Genomic DNA, 19,511 nt, shown 5'->3' with positions numbered 1-19,511 from the left:
TATAAATGCCGTTTTTGTTTTTGCAAGAGCGGCTTAAATAATTATGGAGTATTTTATGGTTTCATTGTTGATTGGAATTGTTTTGATTGGATTTTGCGTGTTTTCTTGTCTTGGCTTGAACTGGACTTCTGACATTGTTTCATTCCTGAAAGGATTTGCTCCGTGTTTTGCGGCTTTCTGCGGACTCATTTCTGTTTTTATAGGTTTTGCTGATATAAAGGACAAAAAAGAAGCAAAAAAAGAAGAAAATGCCGCTAAATCAATAGAAAAGAAATAAATTTCTTGTTCAGCGCAAATATTTTCAGTTGAATTTCTTGAATTTAATTGACTAAAAACCTGAAAACATGGTATCTTTTTTTACCCCGTATATATTGTTGGCAACTGCTCATTGCCTACAAACGTTTGAAGCTAGATGCAAAGTGGAAAACGTAATGTTTTATTTAGAAAGGTATATACATGAAAACTTATTTTGCTAAAAATGAAGATGTAAAAAATGACTGGTATGTCATCGATGCATCTGGAAAAACTTTGGGACGTGTAGCTGCAAAAGCTGCTTCTGTTCTTCGTGGAAAGCACAAAGCTTCTTATACACCGAACTCTATGTGTGGTGATTTTGTTGTAATTGTTAATGCTGAAAAAATTCAGGTTACAGGCAAAAAAGCTGACAATATGCTTTATCGCCATTATACAGGTTATGTACGTGGTTTGCGCTCTTATTCATTCAACACTCTTATTGAAAAACATCCTACAGAGCCTTTGAAGAGAACAATTTGGGGAATGCTTCCTCATAATCGCCTTGGACGCAAAATTATCGGAAACCTCAAGATTTACGAAGGTCCAGAGCATCCTCATGCAGCTCAGAATCCAAAACCTCTTGAAGTTTAAAATAGGAGCATATCGTGATTAAGAATTTAGCTATCGGTACAGGAAGAAGAAAAACTGCAACTGCTCGTGTTTTTATGCGCGAAGGTTCAGGAAAAATTGTTGTTAACGGAAAAGATATAAAAGACTATTTTGCAACAGAATCACAGGCTCGTCTTGTAATTCAGCCGCTTTTGGTTACATCAAATGTAAACAAGTATGATATTCTTATCAATGTTTGCGGAGGCGGTCTTAATGGTCAGGCAGCGGCTTGCTTGCATGGAGTTTCTCGTGCTTTGACTCAGGTAGATCCAGATGCACGTCCTTCTCTTAAGGCAAACGGCTATCTTACACGCGATTCTCGTATGGTTGAGCGTAAGAAATACGGTCAGCGTGGTGCTCGCCGCAGATTCCAGTTCAGCAAACGCTAAAATTGGTTATTCGCCAAATACAGCAGACTTTTACAGGAGTGTACGAAATTACACCTTCTGTTGGGTCTGCATTTTTTTTGCGTTCATGTTACCTTTCTCTTTTATCCGAAGAAAATCTTTTTGCTGGAGCGGAATTTTCTGATGAAGAAGCTTCGGATTTGCTGAATGCGGCGGTTGTTTATGGCGCAGAATTTGCTGCAATGACATATCTTGCGCGCGCTGAGCATTGCCGTGCTGGACTTGAACGCAAGCTTTTAAAAAAGGGAATTGAAAAAACGGCTGTAGAAAAAGCTTTGGATTATCTTGAGCAGTGCGGAAATTTAAGCGATGAGCGTTTTGCCGGTGCTTGGCTAAGAAGCCGTTCAATTGATCATGCTGAAGGAAGAATCCGGCTTGTGGCTGAACTTGCTTCCAGAGGTGTTGACCGGTCATCTTCAAAAAAAGCCCTTGATGAATTTTTTTCAGAAAAAGATGAGCTTGAAATTTGTCGCCGTGCCTACAAAAAATGCCGGCTGTTTAAAAAAGATCTGGATAAAATAAAAGCCTCTCTTATTCAGAAAGGCTTTACGTTAAAGCAAATCGGGATTGTTATTTCAGAAGATTCCTATTTGTAGTAATATGCTGGAAATTCAATTTGCGGTTCTAAAACTTCCATTACAGCGTCAGGAATTCCCAATGAGGCTTTTTTGAATTCTTTTGCGCTTCCCATAATAAGATTGTAAATGCTGTCTTCTTTTTTGTACGAAAAATCTGCAGTTTCATATTCTGCAAAGTCGAATTCCTTTCGCTGCATAGTTTCAATAAGCTCGTCCAAAGTTCCTATTGAATTTATGAGGGACGCTTCTTTTGCCTGCGCTGCTGTGTAGATTCTTCCGTCGGCAAGTTTATAAACTTCTTCTTTTGAAAGTCCGCGGCTTTCTGCGACAATATCCGTGAACTGCTCGTAACATTCATCAGCGATTGACTGCATTATTTCCTGCTGCTCCTGCGTCATTGGCTCGTTGAAATTTCCCATGAGCTTGTTGCGACCTGCGTGGATTGTTGTGGACTTGATTCCCCATTTTTCCATTAGTCCGGTTAAGTCCGTGAACTGGCCTGCAATAACGCCGATACTTCCTGTGAGAGAATTTCTGTTTGCCATTATGTAGTCAGCGGCACACCCAACGTAATATCCGCCGCTTGCTGCAAGAGAAGTGAAGTACGCATAGACTGGACGTTCTGTTTCTTTTTTGTATTTTTCCAGCGCAAGGAAAACTTCGTCTGCCTGATAGACTCCGCCGCCCGGAGAATTTATTATAAGAACAATTCCGCGGTTATTCATGTCTTCCTGCAAATCTTTTATTGTGGATAAAATCCATTCCTGATTATACGAATCGTTTGCTTCGGAAATTACGCCTTTTATAAAAAGTTTTGCAATGTATTCGTTCTTCGGAAATTTGTTTTCTTTTTTTCCGAGCAGCTTGTCTTTTATTTTTGCTTCTGAATTTGAAACTGCGGAAATTGTACTTTTTGTATTATTCAAAGCAGAGTTTGCCGTGGTAAATATAGAAATTGCAATTGCAAGAATAATTGTGCAGGCAAAAACCGCAAGTCCTTTTTTTGAATAATTTTTTGCCGAAAATTTTATTTTCATTATTTCCCCCTTTTTTGTTTTTACGCTTCAAAGTCCGCCGGTGTAAGCGAGCCTGTTCTGAATGCTTCTTCTTTCAGCGCATAATATGCGTTTGTAAATGACATTACTTCATAAGGCTTGACCCAAATTTGAAGAATGAAAATTGTAAGCAATGAAAGAAATTCCCAGCCCAAAAAACTTAGCGACATAAGAAACAAATCGCCTTTGTGGTTTCTGGTAAGAACCTTGCTTATGTTCATGGCTTTTGAAACTGAAATTTTTGGATTTTCCGCCAGAACAAAAAACATCTGCGAGTATGAAAATGCTTTTACAATTCCCGGAATTAAGAAAAGCAGGCTCCAAAGTCCGACCCATAAATAAAACCAAAGGAATCCAAGAAACGCTTTTACGAAATGTGAAAAACTGTTTACAAAATCTGAAAATTCAGCTTTTGCTTTTGTATTGTAAATCTGAATGAAAATTCTTAAAAATGCAAAAAAGAAAACGCTGTTTATAAAACTGATTAGCAAAAATAAAATAAGCCCGGTTGTTCCATCTAGGTTTTCCTGCGGAATTCCTGCCGCTATTGCTGTAATTGCCGCTGTTATCGCAAACGCAATTATTGGAGTTTTCATTTTTCCTTTCAGTTGCTCGCATGCCTGTTTTTTGTAAGAAATACGCTCAAACATAAATTCCCTCTATTATCAATATTTTATTTGTTCTTTATAATTTAATCGTTTTTTTTAATTTGCAAAAGAAGTTCTGAATAATATTTTTCTTCTATGCAGGATTTTTCGATTCCGCATTTTTCAAGAAGTTCAAATAAAATTTGCTGAACTTTTTTTACATCTTCATCTTTTTTTGATGGTGAAAGAATTTCAATTTCAAGAAAGTAGCCGAGCGGCGGAACATTGCAAAGTTCAAGAGTCGCCTTAAGATTTGTATTTTCAATTGAAACAGGAAGTTCCAGTTCCCAGTCCATGACTTCCTTGTGTTTTTTTAGTGCGGCTTTTAATCCTGCGTCGCAGAAAAATTGCTCCAGCGGTTCGGAAGATAAAATTTCAGTTTCAAGTTCTTCATTTAATTCTGTGCTGGAATTCTCGGATGCGCTCTTTATTTCTTTCCGCTTGTAAGTGAGGATGCTTCGAATTTTTTTTCCGCGTTTTTCTTTTCTGATTCTAATTTTGACTTTTGGATTCAGCGGACTTTCATAGTAAGTGTCGTCGCGAAAAACTTCCTGCTTGAATTCAGCGAAAGAATTTAATTTTTTTATAAGCTCATCTTTTTTGTAAACGTGCGCTTTGATTTCAATTTCATTCATCGGATTATTTTATCATATTTATCTTCAAATGAAAAATAATATATTTGAGAAGTTTTTGTAGAATGCGTTTTTGTTTATTGACAATGTTGTTTTAAAATGATACTATCCTTGTACATTTTGATTATCCTTGAAAAATTGAGCCACAAAAAAGGCTCTTTTTTTTTAGTCTGAAATGCTTTTTATTAAGCGTGTTTTTTTAGAGGTTTGACTTGGAGTATAGTTCTTTCGAGAATATTCCGTATTTTAATGAATGTTCCGCTGTGATGTCTGCGGAAGGTTTTAAGCTCGTGGAGCTTCATGTTGTTCCGCAGAATGGCAAGGTTAATATTTCTGCTGTAATATCTTCGGCGGATTCCCAAAAAGACATTGGTGTTTCAGATTGCGCAAAAGCGCACCGCGCATTGTTTTCAGAAATGGTTAAAATCCTTGGGAAAAATGAAGACGATATTTCTATGGAAATGTGTTCGCCGGGAATTGAACGCACTTTAAGAAATGCGGCTGAGTTTGAAATTTTTACAGGAAGAGAAGTCCGCGTCTGGGATAAAAATATAAATGACTGGGTTTGCGGAAAAATAAAATCTTCAGATAAAAATCAAGTTACATTGGAAATAGAAGGCGGCGGCGAAAAGTCTGTTGCCTATGCTGATATTGCTAAAGCAAAATTTTTACATTTATAAGGGGGCTTTGTTATGTCAGAAATGGCAGATGCAATCCGTGCACTTTCTGCAGAAAAAGGAATTGATGAATCTTCAATCAGGCAGACTATAGAGAGAATGATTCTTGCGGCGTATCAAAAATCATTTGGAAAAGGCTATGACAACTGCATTGTAAAATTTGCAGATGATATGTCGGATGTGAATGTCTATGCGCGCAAAACTGTTGTTGACGGCGTTTATGATCCTGTTATTGAAATTGAACTTGAAGAAGCGCAGAAACTTGCTCCAGAAGCTGTGATTCATGATACTCTTGATATTCCGCTTGATCCAAAACGCGATTTTGAGCGCGGCGCAGTTTCCGTTGGAAAACAGGAAGCTCACAAGGATTTGAATGAAAATTCTAGTAAAAAGCTTCTTGATGAATACAAGGAAAAAATCGGACAGATTATAATTGGATATTACCAGCGCGAGCATAAAGGAAATATTTATGTTGAGCTTGGAAAAGTTGAAGGCGTGCTTCCTGTAAAATATCAGAGTCCTCGTGAAGTTTATGAAAAGAACGACAGAATCAGGGCTTTGGTAAAGGATGTAAAAAAAGTTCCTTCTGGAATTCAGGTTGTGCTTAGCCGTACAGATGAAAATTTTGTAAAAAGCATTCTTGAACTTGAAGTTCCTGAAATTCAGGATAATACGATTGCTGTAAAAAGCATTTCGCGCGAGCCTGGCTACAGAACAAAAATTGCTGTGGCTTCAAACAAAATCGATGTGGATCCTGTTGGCGCTTGCGTTGGCTTGAAAGGTGTTCGTATTCAGAATGTAATCCGTGAACTTGAAGGCGAAAAAATCGATGTTTTGCGCTATGATGAAGATCCTCATGTGTTTATAAAAAATGCGCTTTCGCCTGCCGAAGTAAAGCATGTTGTAATTAAAGATGCTGAAAAAAGAGAGGCGCTTGCTGTTGTTTCTGACGAGAACTTTTCTATTGCGATTGGAAAACAAGGTTTGAACGTTCGCCTCGCAAACCGTCTTTGCAACTGGTCAATCGATGTAAAAACCGAAGCTATGGTTACAGATGAAGATCTTGTTGAAAATGACACAAGAAGAGCGGCGGAAGAACTCTTTGGCGGTTCAGAAAACGAATCGTATGAGGAAATTCTTACAGTTGCGCAGCTTCCTGGTGTTGACCAGCGTGTTGCTGAAATTCTTAAGGAAGCCGGATATGATGATATAGAAGTTTTCGTTTCGTCTTATGAAAGCGGAGCGTTGAATGGACTTGACGGTGTAACAAAAGAACAGCTAGATGAAGTCTATTCAATTATAAATGAAAACGTTGAATTTGAAGATGAGGAAGAGCCGCAGCAGACAGCAGATTCGGCAGAGGAAACTTCAGAAGAAGAATATTTCTGTCCTGAATGCGGTGAAAAAATTACACCGGATATGACAAGATGTCCGAAATGCGGTGTTGAATTCTCATTTGAAGAAGAGTAAGAGGTAATAGGATACAGTATGGCAGATGAATCAGAGAAAAAGACAGGCGTAGTTTTAAATAAGCATGTACAGGACTCTCATCCTGCAGGGGAAGCCAGTCCAAAGCGGAAGATTGTTATAAAAAGAAAAGCTCCTTCTGCAGAGGCGGCAAAACAAGAACAGAAAAAAAGAATTCACGTAGTGTCTAAAAAGACTCCTGATTCATCTGTTAAATCTGAGGATGCAAAAACTGAAGTTCCTGTTTCCCAGGAAAAGGCTATTTCAGCGGAAGATAAGAAGCCAGTTGCTCCTGTTGCCCAAACTGCAAAGCCTCAGGTTCAGACTTTGGAATTTCCTAATGTTCGCCCTAATGTTAAGGCAGGAAATTTGAGCGGCGGAAGAAGCCGTTATTCAAATAATGGAAGCGGCCGCAGAGATGGCGGATTCACTGGAAGTCAAGCTAGAGAAAGCTACCAAAACCGCGAAAGACAAAATAATTTTAACCGTAGCAATCCGCAGGGATCAAATTTTGGAAACCGCAACGGTTCTTTCCGCGGAAATCCAAATGGCGGATTCAACAGAAACAACGGGCAACCTGGCGGATTTAACCGTGGTCCAGGCGGTTTCAATAGAAATGGAACTGGCGGAGGCTTCAATCGCGGGCCAGGCGGATTCAACAGAAACAACGGACAGCCTGGTGGATTTAACCGTGGTCCAGGTGGCTTTAATCGCGGGCCAGGCGGGTTTGCTGGTGGAGCAGGGCGCCCAGGATTTGGCGGACCTCGTCCAGGCGGATTTGCAGATCCTTCAGCTATTGCAGGAAACAAAGCTCCGGCTAAAAAACAGTTCAAGGGTAAAAAACAAGTTTATAATAGAAAAGATAAAGAAGATTTCTTTGACGAGGAAGAACTTTATCAGAACAAAAAACATGATTCAACTCCGGCAAGTGTTGTTCCAGAGAAAATTGAAATCATGGAGACAATTTCTGTTTCAGATCTTGCCCGCAAAATGAATCTTAAGGCAAGCGAAATTATCGGCAAACTTATGTCAATGGGAATGATGGTTACAATCAATCAGTCCATTGATTCTGACACGGCGACAATTCTTGCTTCTGAATACAATTGTCAGGTTCATCTTGTAAGTCTTTACGATGAAACTGTTATTGAAAGCGACAAGGGAAGCTCTGAAGGTGAGCGTACTCGTCCTCCGATTGTTACTGTCATGGGACACGTTGACCACGGAAAAACGAAAACTCTTGATGCAATCCGCAATGCTGATGTTGCCGCTGGAGAAGCAGGTGGAATTACGCAGAAAATCGGTGCCTATCAGGTTTCAACTCCGAAGGGCGTAATTACTTTCCTTGATACACCGGGACACGAAGCGTTTACAATGATGCGCGCGCGCGGTGCACAGATTACAGATATTGTTGTTCTTGTTGTTGCGGCGGACGATGGCGTTATGCCTCAGACAATGGAAGCTATAAACCATGCAAAGGATGCAAAAGTTCCAATTATTGTTGCGGTCAACAAAATTGATAAGCCGGATGCAAATCCTGAAAAAGTTATGACACAGCTTTCTGAGCTTGGACTTACTCCGGAAGCTTGGGGCGGCGACACTCAGTATGTAAATATTTCAGCATTGAAGCATCAGGGAATTGATGATTTGCTGGATGCAATTCTTATTCAGGCTGAAGTTCTTGAACTTAAGGCACAGTATGATTGTCGCGCTGAAGGAAAAGTTATTGAAAGCCGTACTGACCAAGGACGCGGTGTTGTTGCATCTGTTGTTGTTCAGCGCGGAACTTTGCACATCGGTGATCCTTTGGTTGCAGGAATTTATTCAGGACGTGTTCGTGCTATTTTCAATGACCGCGGACAAAAAATTCAAGAAGCGACTCCTTCAATGCCAGTGGAAGTTCTTGGACTTGAAGCTATGCCGAATGCCGGAGATCCTATTCAGGTTACAGAAACTGAAAAAGATGCGCGCGCATTTGCCGCAAAACGTCAGGAACTTAAACGCTTTGAAGATGCAAAGGCTGTCAAAAAAGTTACGCTCGACAATTTGTATTCAACAATTGAAGCAAGCGAAGTCAAAGAGTTCAAGGTTATCATCAAGGCTGATTTGCAAGGTTCTGCGGAAGCCCTTAAAACTTCTCTTGAAAAACTCAGCACAAAGGAACTTAGGCTTGTTGTTATCCATTCAAGCGCAGGCGCAATCAATGAAAGCGATGTTACTTTGGCCGCCGCTGATGAAAATGCAATTATTATCGGATTCAATGTCCGCCCGACTCCAAAGGCAAAAGTTTTGGCTGAACAGGAAAAAGTTGAAATTCGCAAGTACAACATTATCTACAAGTGTGTTGAAGAAATTCAGCAGGCTATGGAAGGAATGCTTCAGCCTGACACAAAAGACGAAACAACAGGAACTGCGGAAGTTCGCAACACTTTCAAAGTTCCAAAGATTGGCGTTATTGCCGGATGCTACGTTACAGATGGTGTCATCAAAAAGACTTGCAGCGTAAATGTTATCCGCGACGGCGTTGTTATTTACACTGGAAAAATTGCTTCTCTTAAAAGATTCAAGGACGATGCAAAGGAAGTCAAAGATGGATTTGAATGCGGTATCGGAATTGAAAACTGGCAGGATCTTCAGATTGGAGACCAGCTTGAAGCTTTTGAGACAATCGAAGTTAAACGCAAGCTCGGAAAAACTTTGGCAGATGAACAAGCAGAAGCAGAAAAGAAAAATGCCGCTAGTGAGGATTCTGCTGAATAAAAGGATTTGTAATGGGACAGTATAGAATGAACAGGCTGGGAAACCAGCTTAGGGAAGAAATTGCCAATCTTATAATGCGCCACGAAGTAAAAGATCCGCGTGTGAATGAATTTCTTACAATTAACCGCGTGGAAGTTGTAAAAGATTTGTCATGTGCGAAAGTCTATGTTTCGTCTTTTTTGGATGATGCTTCTGTTGAGCGCGGAGTAAAAGGCTTGCAGAGCGCGGCTGGATTTATCCAGTCTACAATTGCAAAAAAAGTTTCAATCTATAGATTTCCAAAACTTACTTTTGTAGCAGATTTCAGCATGAAAGAAGGCTATAAAATGGTTCAAAAACTTAACGCGCTGGAAAATGAATCTAGGCAAATTGAAATCAGCCAGAATGAGCAAGATGCCAGAGAAGACCAAGAATAAAGTTTCCGGGGTTATGCTCTATGCAAAGACTCCGGGAATTACAAGTTTTTCTTCTCTTTGGAGCATAAAGCATGCCTTGAAAACTGAAAAAGTCGGGCATACGGGAACTTTGGATTCTTTTGCTGAAGGCTTGCTCGTTGTTTTGTCTGGAAATCTTACGCATCTTGTTCCTCATATAACTTCATTTACAAAAACTTATCAGGCTGTTGTCTGCTTCGGAAAAGAAACTGACACTCTTGATCCGACTGGCGATGTTATAAAAACTGGCGCGGCTGCTTCTAAAGAACAAATTGAATCTGCGCTGAAAAAATTTACTGGAGCAGTTCTTCAAGTGCCGCCTGTTTATTCTGCGCTTCATGTTGACGGAAAACGCGCAAGTGATCTTGTTCGCGGCGGAAACGAAATTCATCTTGAAAGCAGGCAAGTTTTTGTTTACAAAAATGAACTTCTTGATTTTAAAGAGCCTTCAGAAAATGACTCTTGTTCTTATGCGCTGCTTGAAATTGTCTGCTCAAAAGGAACTTACATCCGCGCGCTTGCAAGAGACATTGCCTCTAGTCTTGGAACTTGTGCCCATTTATGCGCTTTGAGGCGGACTAAAGTCGGACCGTTTGAATTAAAAGATGCGGCTTGCTTTGGAGAGCTAAAAGAGTTTTCAATAGAAAACGGAATTCAAAACGCTTTTTATTTTCAAAGGGAAAAAGAAAAAATTCATCTTCCGTTTGAACAAAAAATAAAAAAACGCCGTGAAGATTCAGTTGAAAAAATTCAGGACATTAGAAATCACTTTTTGCTTTTTTCTCAGAAACTGGCGTCTCTTTGCGGTTTCAGTTGCGATATTTTAAAGCCTGAATTTGAAAAGTCATATTTAAATGGACGTCCGCTTTCACAAAAAATGTTTGACATTGTAAACTGTGGAAATGTTGAAAATGAAATTGCTGTTTTTTATTCGTCTGGGGCTTTTGCCGGAATAATCTGCAAGAACAAAGACGCAAAACTTTCTTACGGTTTTGTTGTTCCGCCAGAAAAAAAAGAATTCAAAGTTTTTTCTTGGAATGAATTTTGCAGTTTGAATTTTCCAATTGAATGGAAATCAAAAGGCTGCGCTCTTACAATTGGAAGTTTTGAAGCTATTCATGCAGGTCATGTTGCGCTTATAAAAACTGCCGTTGCTCAAAAGAATTTTGTTTCAGGAATTATAACTTTTTCTTCGCAGATAAAAAATGACGGAACTGGTTCGATTTTTACTCTTGAGCAGCGTCTGGAATTTTTCAAGGAACTTGGACTTGACTTTGCGGTTGTGATTGATTTTACGCAGGATTTTTCAAAAATTGAAGGTGCTGATTTTATCGAAACTTTGATTTCAGTTTGCGGAATGAAATTTCTTGTTGAAGGAAGCGATTTTAAATGCGGTTACAAAGGCTTGCTTGATATGGAAGAACTTGAAAAAATTTCACAAGAAAAAAACTTCGAGCTTTGCAGACAAGATTATGTTTTTTTTGAAGATGAAAAAATCAGTTCAAGCCGCATAAAAAAAGAAATTCTTGCAGGAAATTTTATATGCGCGCAGAAAATGCTTTTGCGCCCGTTTGCTTTGGATGTCCGCGGAATTTCATTGAAAGAAAAATCAGCTGGAAATGAAAATTCAATTTTTGAATTCCGCAATGAAAAAAATCAGGTTTTGCCAAAGAATGGAATTTACAAAGTTGCAGCACTTGATTCTGACGGAAATATTTTTCACACAACTCTTGAAATTGAAAACGAAAATATTAAAATTGCGCTTGCGACATCTGGAATTGCAGAAAAAACAGTCGAAATAAAATTTTGCTGATTATCAGAAAAGTTTTCCGCTCGGCTTAACATTGACTTTTCTTTCTATATCAGTAAAATGTAAACAGTTCATTCCGTTGTGATTTTGCTTGGAATACAAAGCGCCACTTTTATTCCCTGTAAAAATCGAAGGACTGAAAATAATAAAATTTTTATTAGGAGTAAGAAATGGCACTTACAAAAGAAACAACAGCTTCAATCGTTTCAAAATTTGGAGCAAACGCAAGCGATACTGGAAATTCAAATGTTCAGATTGCTTTGATGACAGAGCGCATTAAAGAGCTTACAGCACACTGCAAAACTTTCCCAAAAGACACTTGCGCACAGCGTGGTCTTTTAAAAGTTGTTGGTGCTCGCCGCAAGCTTTTGAAATATCTTAAGCGCACAAATCTTGAAGGCTACCGCTCTCTTATAAAAGAGCTTGGAATCCGCAAGTAATTTGGCAAAAAAAAATGGATGATGACGGCAGCTGAATTCAAAAGTGAATTTACTGCCGTTGTTTTTTTAAGGTGGATTCGAACGAATTTCCCTTTGAATATTCTGATAAGAGTCAGTCCACCGATTATATGGATTTCTATGAAATGGGAATCGATGTAATCTGTGGATAATCAGAAGTTCATAAAAAGCTACATTTAGGAAACTTTTATGATACAAAGAGTAACCAGAAAAATTGGTGATCAGGAACTTATTCTTGAAACAGGGAAAATTGGAAAGCAGGCGAATGGCTGTGTTTATGCGCAGATTGGTGGAACTGCTGTGATTGCAACTGTCTGCGCTTCAAGTGAAGCAAAAGAAGGACTGGATTTTGTTCCTGTTACAGTTGAGTACAATGAAAAATTTTATGCTGCTGGAAAAATTCCTGGCGGATTTGTAAAGCGTGAAGGCCGTCCAAAGGACAAGGAAATTCTTGTAAGCCGTCTTATTGACCGTCCTATGCGTCCTCTTTTTGAAACATCTTTTGGCCGTGAAATTCAGATTGTTCCGACTTGCGTTTCTATTGACGGCGTAAATCCTCCTGACATTCTTGCAGTTCTTGCTTCGAGCGCGGCAGTTTCTATTTCTGACATTCCTTTCCATGGACCTGTTGCAGGCGTTCGCGTTGGATATTTGAATGGCGAGTACATTTTGAATCCGACCTATGAGCAGATGGAAAAAATTCAGCTTGAAATTGTTGTTGCCGGAACTAAAGACGGTTTTACAATGGTTGAAGGCGGCGCAAACGAAGTTTCAGAGGAGGTTATGCTTGGAGCTTTGGAAAAGGCGCAGGGATTTATTACCGATATGTGCTTGCTTCAGGAGGAACTTGTAAAACTTGCCGGAAAAGAAAAACTTCCGCTTTCACCGCTTGATGTTAAACTTGAAAACGCAGATGCAATCAAAGCCGAAGCTATTCCTCTTATGCAGGAAGCTTGTTTCCAGAAAGGAAAAATGGCGCGCGGAAATGCTGTAAAGGCTGTAAAAGCTAAGATTGCTGAAAAATATTCAGAGCAGCTTGAAGATGAAATTCAGGCGAAACTTTTTAATACTTTGTTTGATGACATTCAGTATGATTTGCTTCGCTCAAGCATTCTTGAAAAAGGACTTCGCATTGACGGACGCGGCACAGAAGATATTCGTCCTATCACTTGTGAAGTAAATGTTCTTCCTCGTCCTCACGGTTCTGCTTTGTTTACTCGTGGCGAAACTCAGTCTTTGGCTGTAACAACTTTGGGCACTGCAATGGACGAGCAGGTTTACGATGACATTGAAGGCGACAGAAGTGAAAACTTTATTCTTCATTATAATTTCCCTCCGTATTCAGTTGGTGAAGTTGGAAAGCTTACAACTGGCCGCCGCGAAATTGGACATGGAAATCTTGCGCGTCGTTCTTTAGCTCCAATGATTCCTTCAAGAAGTGAATTTCCTTATACAATCCGCGTTGTTTCTGAAATCATGGAATCTAACGGTTCTTCTTCTCAGGCTTCAACTTGCGGCGGATGTTTGTCTTTGCTTGCTGCTGGTGTTCCTATGAAGAAAATGGTTGCCGGAATTGCGATGGGACTTATCACAGACGGACCTCAGTACAAGAAATATGCAATTCTCTCTGATATTTTGGGAGAAGAAGACCATCTTGGCGACATGGACTTTAAAGTTGCAGGAACCCGTGATGGAATTACAGGATTCCAGATGGATATAAAAATTGCCGGTGTTTCAATGGATATTATGAGACGCGCTCTTGAGCAGGCAAAACGCGGACGCAATCACATTCTTGATATAATGGAAAAATGCATCAGCAAGCCTCAGCCAATCAGCCCTTACGCTCCAAAAATTGAAACAATGAAAATCGCTGTTGATAAAATCGGAGCTTTGATTGGACCAGGCGGAAAAAATGTAAAAGCACTTTGCCAACAGTATAATGTTACAATCAATACTGAAGATGATGGAACTGTTACAATTTACGGAAAGTCTGGCGTTTCTACTGATGCTGCAAAAGCCGCTATAAAGGGAATCTGTGAAGATCCAGAGCCAGGCACAATTTATCAGGGAACTGTAAAGCGCATTATGGATTTTGGCGCATTTATAGAAATTCTTCCGGGAAAAGAAGGCCTTTGCCATATTTCAAAACTTTCAAGAAATCGTGTTGAAAAAGTAAGCGATGTTCTCAAGGAAGGACAGGTTATTCCTGTAAAATTGCTTGAAGTTGACAAAATGGGTCGCTTGAATTTAAGCTACATTGATGCAATTGAAAACAAATAAGTTTATTTAAGTTTGATTGAATCCGTCTGTAAATTTGCAGGCGGATTTTTTTTGTCTTTGAAAAATTTCAATCTGATGCAAAACTTTTTGAAATTTGCTAAAATCATTTCATGCTCGCAAAAAAACAAAATCTTTTAAATAGCATAACGCTTATTACTCAGCCAGTTGCAAATTCAAAAGTTACAACGTTTGGCTTTTACTTTTCAGTTGGAAGCCGTTTTGAAAATGAAGGTGAGCATGGAATCAGCCATTTTACCGAGCACATGATTTTTAAAGGAACAAAAACAAAATCAAACCGGGACATATCTCTTATCTTTGACAGAATGGGCGGAATTTTCAATGCTTTTACCGAGCGCGAAAATGTAGGCGTTTACTGCACTGTTCCTTCTGAAAATTTTGAAAACTATAAAACTGCTTTGGAAACTCTTTGCGATTTGAGCTCAAATTGTACTTTTCCGCCTGAAGAAATGGAAAAAGAGCGCGGCGTTGTCCAAAGTGAAATTCTTGCTGTCTTGGATGATCCTGATGATTCTGCAATGGATGAAGTTGCCTCTTGTGTCTGGCCGAACCAAAAACTTAGCCTTGCAATAACAGGAACTTCTGATGACGTTGACTCGATTACGCGGGAGCAGATGGTTGACTGGTATAAAAAATATTTTACAGAGGGCGAGCTTGTTGTGATTGTTTGCGGAAAAATTTTTGAAGACATTCTTGTTGAAACTTTGCAGAAACTTCCACAGCACAAACCTTCTCAGGAATTTTTTAAGCATCTTCATTTTTCAGAGAAAGTTGTTTGGAATACAGAGAATCGGATTCTAAAAGCTAAATTTAATCAGACGCAAATTTTTTCTTTGTATCCGCTTTCCTCAAATCTTTCTTTTAAAGATTACATTTCACTTTTGATTTTTAATTCCGCCGCCGGAGAAACTATGAGCAGCCGCCTTTTTTCTTCGCTTCGTGAAAAATCCGGACTTTGCTATTCAGTTGGAAGTTTTTATACAACTTATGAAAATGCGGGACTTTGGTGTGCTTATGCTGTTTGTGAAAAAACAAAAGCAACGGAAGTCTACAAAAAACTTTCAGAAGAAATTTCAGGCTTTGTTGAAAATCAGATTTCGGATGAAGAAATTGAAATTTCAAAAGAGCGTTTGTGCGGTTCTGAAATTCTTGGGGAAACTAGAACTGCGTTTTTAATGCAACGGCTTTGGAATTTTTATTCAATGGGATTTCCGCTTTACGAAACTGAAGAAATTTTGAATAGTATACGTTCGGCTGAAAAAAATGATATAATCAATTTCATAAAAAATCTTTTAAATGAAGAAAAAAAATCTTCGCTTGTTTATGGACCTGCGCTTTCTTCAAAACACAAAAAGGAAATATTATGTTGGAAAAAATAGATTTGAAAATTGTTGCACAAAAAAATGCTGTTATGCCAGCTTATAAAACAGAAGGTTCCGCTGGTGCTGATGTTTGCGCTTTGCTGGATGGTCCGATTGTTCTAAAAAAAGGCGAGCGTGCTTTGATTCCTACTGGATTGAGTTTTGAAATTCCATCTGGCTATGAAATTCAGGTTCGTCCAAGAAGCGGACTTGCTTTAAAAAATGGCGTTACTGTTTTAAATTCTCCTGGAACTATTGACAGCGATTATCGCGGCGAGCTTAAAATTATTCTTGCTAATTTTGGTCAAGATGATTTTACAGTGAACAGCGGAGATAGAATTGCCCAGATTGTAATTTCTCCAGTTACAACAGCGAATTTTATTCCAGTGGATTTCATTTCTGAAACTTTGCGTGGAGCTGGAGGCTTCGGAAGCACTGGTGTCTAATATTGATGTTGGCAAAAAAAGTTTTTGAATTTGTTTACAATGAAATAGACTCAGCGATTGTTTTTGCTAGAAAACAGATTGCTTTTTGTTTTCTTTTTTTTAAACGAAAATTTAAAAAACTAAAGCGATTTGAATTGCAAAGAAAAATTTACACAGTTGGATTTTCGATTGGAAGAAAAACTAATTGTGTAAGAATGCAAGTTTTTTTCGCAAAGAAAATTTTCAAACTGAATTTTGTAAAGTCAAATATTTTAGTCCGTTACATTGCAAAGGAACTTTTGCTTTACTTTTTAATTTGCTTTGTTTTTTTCTTTGTCGTGTTTTTTGTAAATCAAATTCTTTTGCTTGCTGAAACTATTTTAAAAAAACGAGTTCCTGTAAATTCTGTTTTAAAACTGATTTTGTATTGCTTGCCAAATGTGATTTCACAGTCTGCGCCATTTGCGACTCTTGTTGGATTTTTAATGTGCCTTGGCAGACTTGTTACCGACAATGAAATTTTAATTTTTCGGGCAAGCGGCCAGCGTTACAGTTTGATTTTAAAATCTGTTTTGGCAATGGGACTTTTGATTTCAGTTTTTAGTTTTATTATGAATGACTATTTTCTTCCGATTGGAACTTTAAAATACAACCGGCTTTTCAAGCAGATTATTGTCTCAAATCCTGCGATCGAGCTTGAATCGAAATCTATAAAAAGAATGAATGATTCAACTTTGGTGATTGGAAATGTAAATAAAAATAATGTTTCTGATATTGTTTTGTTTGACTCAGAAAAAAACGGTGTTCAACGGATTATAATGGCTGAAAATTCCGACGTGAAAAAATCTTCAGCCCCGGGCGTAATTATGCAGCTTGATATGAACAGTCCTGTTGTCTTAAGTCTTGACAAATCAGAAGTGAAAAACTATGAGTCGATTTCAGCTGAAAAACTGAGACTGAATATTTTTGAAGATTCTATTATTTCTTCTAGCAATGGAACTTCGCCACGTGAAATGACATCATGGGATTTGATAAAAAGAATAAAAAAAATGAAGCAGGAAAATTCTTCAACAAAAAAAAGATTAAACACTTTTATACTTGAATGTAATAAAAAATTTTCTGTTCCTTTTGGATCATTTTTTTTCGCATTGCTTGCTTTTCCTCTTGCATTAATCTTCGGAAAAAAAGACGGGCAAACGCTTGGACTTATATTCGGAATAATACTTTCAGTTCTTTACTGGTCAGCAACAATAATCGGACAGATGTTTGGAATTCGCGGAGGATACAACGGATTTTGGATGATGTGGACTCCTAATTTTGTAATAGGAATTTTAGGAATCATTCTTTATATAAGGCTCAAGAAAAAATGAAACTTGTTTTTTACATGCTCAAACGTTTCTTTCCAGTTTTTATTGGCGCAGTTATGTTTTTTGTTCTTGTTCTTTGCCTAACAGATTTGTTTATGAATCTGTGGAATTATATTTCAAAAAATGTTTCCACGCACGATGTTGCTTTGATTCTTATTTATTATATTCCAAAAGCAGTCTGGTATGCTGTTCCGATTGCAATGCTTTTTGCGACCGCCTATATGCTTAGTGATTTTTATGCTCGGAATGAATTGCTTGCGGTTTTTGCATCTGGAATTTCACTTTTTAAATTTTCACTTCCATTGCTTGCTGTTGCTGTTGCAATGAGTTTTGCGCTTTTTGTTTTTGAGGATAATATTGTTGTTCCGACATTTTTCAAAAAAACGCAGCTGCAGGAATCGGTTTTGTCAAAGGAAAAATCTTTAAACAACAGCAAAATTGTAATTATGGCGGAAGGCGGAGATATAATCTACAAGGCGGATTTTTTCAATAATAAAGCGGAATCTCTTTCAAAACTTTATATTTTGTTTAGAACTGAAACCAAGAAGCCTGATGCAGTTATCTATGCTCAAAAAGCTTTTTGGAAAAATAATTCTTGGAAACTTGAAAATGCAGTGGAATATAAATTTCAAGATGGAAATTTTTTAGCTTGCGATTTGGAAAAAAGATTAGAGGAACGTCTTTTGGAACCGCCAGAAACTTTTAGAAATAATACAATTTCTGTTGAGCAGGTGAACACGAAAGAAGCAAGAGAATACATAGAGCATCTTGAGAAAGCAGGACTTCCGAGTGCAGAGGAAAAATCTGTTTATTACAAAAAATATTCGTTTCCTTTTGTTGTTTTTATTGTTGTTTTTTTAGCGATTGGACTTAGCGGAAAAACTCGTAAAAATGTTTTGCTTGTTAGCCTTGCAATGAGCATAACGGCGGTTGTTCTGTTTTATGTTCTTCAGATGATTACAATGCTTATGGCAAAGTTTCAAGCTATTCCGCCTTTGTTTGGAGCATGGAGTCCAGTTGTGCTTTTTATAATTATAAGCTGTGTTTTATTGAAATATGCTAAAACTTAAAAATTGAAAAATGAGGCAAAACATTATGATAAAAAATTTTTTTGAAATTCACCATGAAGATAAAAATTCTTGCGCTAGAACTGGAGTTGTTCACTTGGCGCACGGAGATGTTCAGACTCCGGTTTTTATGCCGGTTGGAACAAAGGGAACTGTAAAGGCTTTGACCAAAGATGATTTAGAAGAAATCGGCTTTGAAATTATTCTTGCGAACACATATCATCTTTATCTTCGTCCCGGTGCTGACATTGTTTCTGAAGCCGGCGGACTTCACGGATTTACAAAATGGAACAGAAATTTTCTTACAGATTCTGGTGGCTTTCAAGTGTGGTCTCTTTCAAATCTTAGGAAAATTGAAAATGAAGGAGTTGCCTTTAGAAGCACAATTGATGGAAGCAAGCATTTTTTTACTCCAGAAAATGTTGTTCAGACCCAAGTAAAGCTTAACAGCGATATTCAAATGCAGCTTGATGTTTGCTCTGGATATGGTGTTGAACGTCGCGAGGCTGAACGTGCCTTCCGCTTGTCTTCTGATTGGGCTATGCGTGCGATAAAAGAATGGAAAATTCATTCTGAAAATGGCTACAAAGGAATTTTATTTCCGATTGTCCAGGGAAATTTTTTTGATGACCTTAGAAAAGAAAGTGCGGAATTTGTGGATTCACTTGGAACTCCAGGTCTTGCGATTGGCGGATTAAGTGTTGGAGAGCCTGCTGGTGTTTTTGTTGAAAAATTAAAATACACAGTTCAGTTTCTTTCAAAAAGCAAGCCTAAGTATGTTATGGGAATTGGAACTCCTGAATATATTCTTGATGCGGTTTCAAATGGAATTGATATGTTTGACTGTGTTCAGCCTACGCGAATTGCCCGGCATGGACTTTATTTTCATCACAAAGGAATGCTTTCAATTAAGCAAAAAAGATTTGAACGTGATTTTTCCGCGCTTGATTCTGAATGCAATTGCAAAGTATGCAAAACTTATTCGCGTGCGTATTTGCGGCATATTTTCCGCGAACAGGAAATTCTTTCTTCTATGTTGGCAAGTTATCATAATCTTTATTTTTTGCACAATATGATTTTAGAAATTCGCTCTGCAATAGAAAATGATAAATTTGAAGAATACAAAAAAAAATTCTTGGATAATTTTCATTCAAATGAACTTTGATGC

General features: G+C 38.2%; 19 protein-coding genes. 16 read left to right on the top strand and 3 right to left on the bottom strand.

From position 1 onward, the window contains the following. The first annotated feature begins 55 nt into the window (after positions 1-55). From B3209_RS10440 to B3209_RS10425, 4 genes are all read left to right on the top strand, one after another. Positions 56-277 (top strand): hypothetical protein, encoded by a 222-nt coding sequence (locus tag B3209_RS10440; RefSeq protein ID WP_294013488.1) that lies wholly within the window; start codon positions 56-58, stop codon positions 275-277. Between the two features lie 179 nt (positions 278-456). Next, the gene (rplM, locus tag B3209_RS10435) at positions 457-885 is read left to right on the top strand and encodes a 50S ribosomal protein L13 (RefSeq protein ID WP_013702223.1); all 429 of its coding nucleotides are present in this window, start codon (positions 457-459) and stop codon (positions 883-885) included. Positions 886-899: 14 nt separating this feature from the next. Beyond that, entirely contained in the window at positions 900-1,292 is a 393-nt protein-coding gene (rpsI, locus tag B3209_RS10430) for a 30S ribosomal protein S9 (protein WP_295795612.1), read from the top strand. A gap of 38 nt (positions 1,293-1,330) precedes the next feature. Further along, positions 1,331-1,906 carry a regulatory protein RecX gene (locus B3209_RS10425; protein ID WP_296663848.1) on the top strand — a complete coding sequence of 192 codons (576 nt, stop codon included), beginning with the start codon at positions 1,331-1,333 and terminating at the stop codon, positions 1,904-1,906. On the opposite strand, the gene sppA is transcribed toward B3209_RS10425, so the two are convergent. Genes sppA through cyaB form a run of 3 tightly spaced genes read right to left on the bottom strand, consistent with a single transcriptional unit; the run spans position 1,897 to position 4,225 of the window. After that, positions 1,897-2,925 (bottom strand): signal peptide peptidase SppA, encoded by a 1,029-nt coding sequence (sppA, locus tag B3209_RS10420; protein WP_296663846.1) that lies wholly within the window; start codon positions 2,923-2,925, stop codon positions 1,897-1,899. The two genes, B3209_RS10425 and sppA, sit on opposite strands and share 10 nt — an antisense overlap. A gap of 20 nt (positions 2,926-2,945) precedes the next feature. Further along, positions 2,946-3,593, bottom strand: a complete 648-nt coding sequence (locus B3209_RS10415) for a DUF975 family protein (protein WP_296663843.1) — start codon at positions 3,591-3,593, stop codon at positions 2,946-2,948. A 41-nt stretch (positions 3,594-3,634) separates the two neighbouring features. After that, positions 3,635-4,225, bottom strand: coding sequence for a class IV adenylate cyclase (gene cyaB, locus B3209_RS10410; RefSeq protein WP_296663840.1), 591 nt, complete (start codon positions 4,223-4,225; stop codon positions 3,635-3,637). 209 nt (positions 4,226-4,434) lie between these two features. Between cyaB and B3209_RS10405 the strand changes: the two genes are divergently transcribed. The 12 genes from B3209_RS10405 (at position 4,435) to tgt (ending at position 19,508) form a co-directional block, all read left to right on the top strand. Then, positions 4,435-4,902, top strand: a complete 468-nt coding sequence (locus tag B3209_RS10405) for a ribosome maturation factor (RefSeq protein WP_296663838.1) — start codon at positions 4,435-4,437, stop codon at positions 4,900-4,902. 12 nt (positions 4,903-4,914) lie between these two features. Beyond that, a complete protein-coding gene (gene nusA, locus B3209_RS10400; RefSeq protein WP_295795599.1) occupies positions 4,915-6,369 on the top strand; it encodes a transcription termination factor NusA in 1,455 nt (484 codons plus the stop codon). 18 nt (positions 6,370-6,387) lie between these two features. After that, complete coding sequence (gene infB, locus B3209_RS10395) at positions 6,388-9,123, top strand: translation initiation factor IF-2 (RefSeq protein ID WP_296663837.1); 2,736 nt, start codon at positions 6,388-6,390, stop codon at positions 9,121-9,123. 11 nt (positions 9,124-9,134) lie between these two features. Next, entirely contained in the window at positions 9,135-9,539 is a 405-nt protein-coding gene (gene rbfA, locus B3209_RS10390) for a 30S ribosome-binding factor RbfA (protein WP_296663836.1), read from the top strand. Next, the gene (gene truB / locus B3209_RS10385) at positions 9,508-11,370 is read left to right on the top strand and encodes a tRNA pseudouridine(55) synthase TruB (protein WP_296690575.1); all 1,863 of its coding nucleotides are present in this window, start codon (positions 9,508-9,510) and stop codon (positions 11,368-11,370) included. The genes rbfA and truB overlap by 32 nt, the downstream gene beginning before the upstream one ends. Positions 11,371-11,537: 167 nt before the next feature. Continuing rightward, positions 11,538-11,807 carry a 30S ribosomal protein S15 gene (rpsO, locus tag B3209_RS10380; protein WP_013702212.1) on the top strand — a complete coding sequence of 90 codons (270 nt, stop codon included), beginning with the start codon at positions 11,538-11,540 and terminating at the stop codon, positions 11,805-11,807. Between the two features lie 207 nt (positions 11,808-12,014). Continuing rightward, positions 12,015-14,105 (top strand): polyribonucleotide nucleotidyltransferase, encoded by a 2,091-nt coding sequence (pnp, locus tag B3209_RS10375; protein ID WP_295795592.1) that lies wholly within the window; start codon positions 12,015-12,017, stop codon positions 14,103-14,105. A gap of 110 nt (positions 14,106-14,215) precedes the next feature. Further along, entirely contained in the window at positions 14,216-15,502 is a 1,287-nt protein-coding gene (locus B3209_RS10370) for a M16 family metallopeptidase (protein ID WP_296690574.1), read from the top strand. Next, entirely contained in the window at positions 15,487-15,930 is a 444-nt protein-coding gene (gene dut, locus B3209_RS10365) for a dUTP diphosphatase (protein WP_296690573.1), read from the top strand. The genes B3209_RS10370 and dut overlap by 16 nt, the downstream gene beginning before the upstream one ends. Positions 15,931-15,935: 5 nt before the next feature. Continuing rightward, positions 15,936-17,279 (top strand): LptF/LptG family permease, encoded by a 1,344-nt coding sequence (locus B3209_RS10360; protein ID WP_296690572.1) that lies wholly within the window; start codon positions 15,936-15,938, stop codon positions 17,277-17,279. Then, on the top strand, positions 17,276-18,346 hold the full coding sequence (locus tag B3209_RS10355) for an LptF/LptG family permease (RefSeq protein ID WP_296663826.1): 1,071 nt from the start codon (positions 17,276-17,278) through the stop codon (positions 18,344-18,346). The genes B3209_RS10360 and B3209_RS10355 overlap by 4 nt, the downstream gene beginning before the upstream one ends. Positions 18,347-18,371: 25 nt before the next feature. Beyond that, positions 18,372-19,508 (top strand): tRNA guanosine(34) transglycosylase Tgt, encoded by a 1,137-nt coding sequence (gene tgt, locus B3209_RS10350; protein ID WP_296663825.1) that lies wholly within the window; start codon positions 18,372-18,374, stop codon positions 19,506-19,508. Positions 19,509-19,511 lie beyond the last annotated feature (3 nt).

The organism is Treponema sp. UBA6852 (assembly GCA_002449305.1).
Taxonomy (GTDB): Bacteria; Spirochaetota; Spirochaetia; order Treponematales; family Treponemataceae; genus Treponema_D.
Note: the sequence above shows the minus strand (reverse complement) of the source record. Positions and strands in the feature narration are given on the sequence as shown.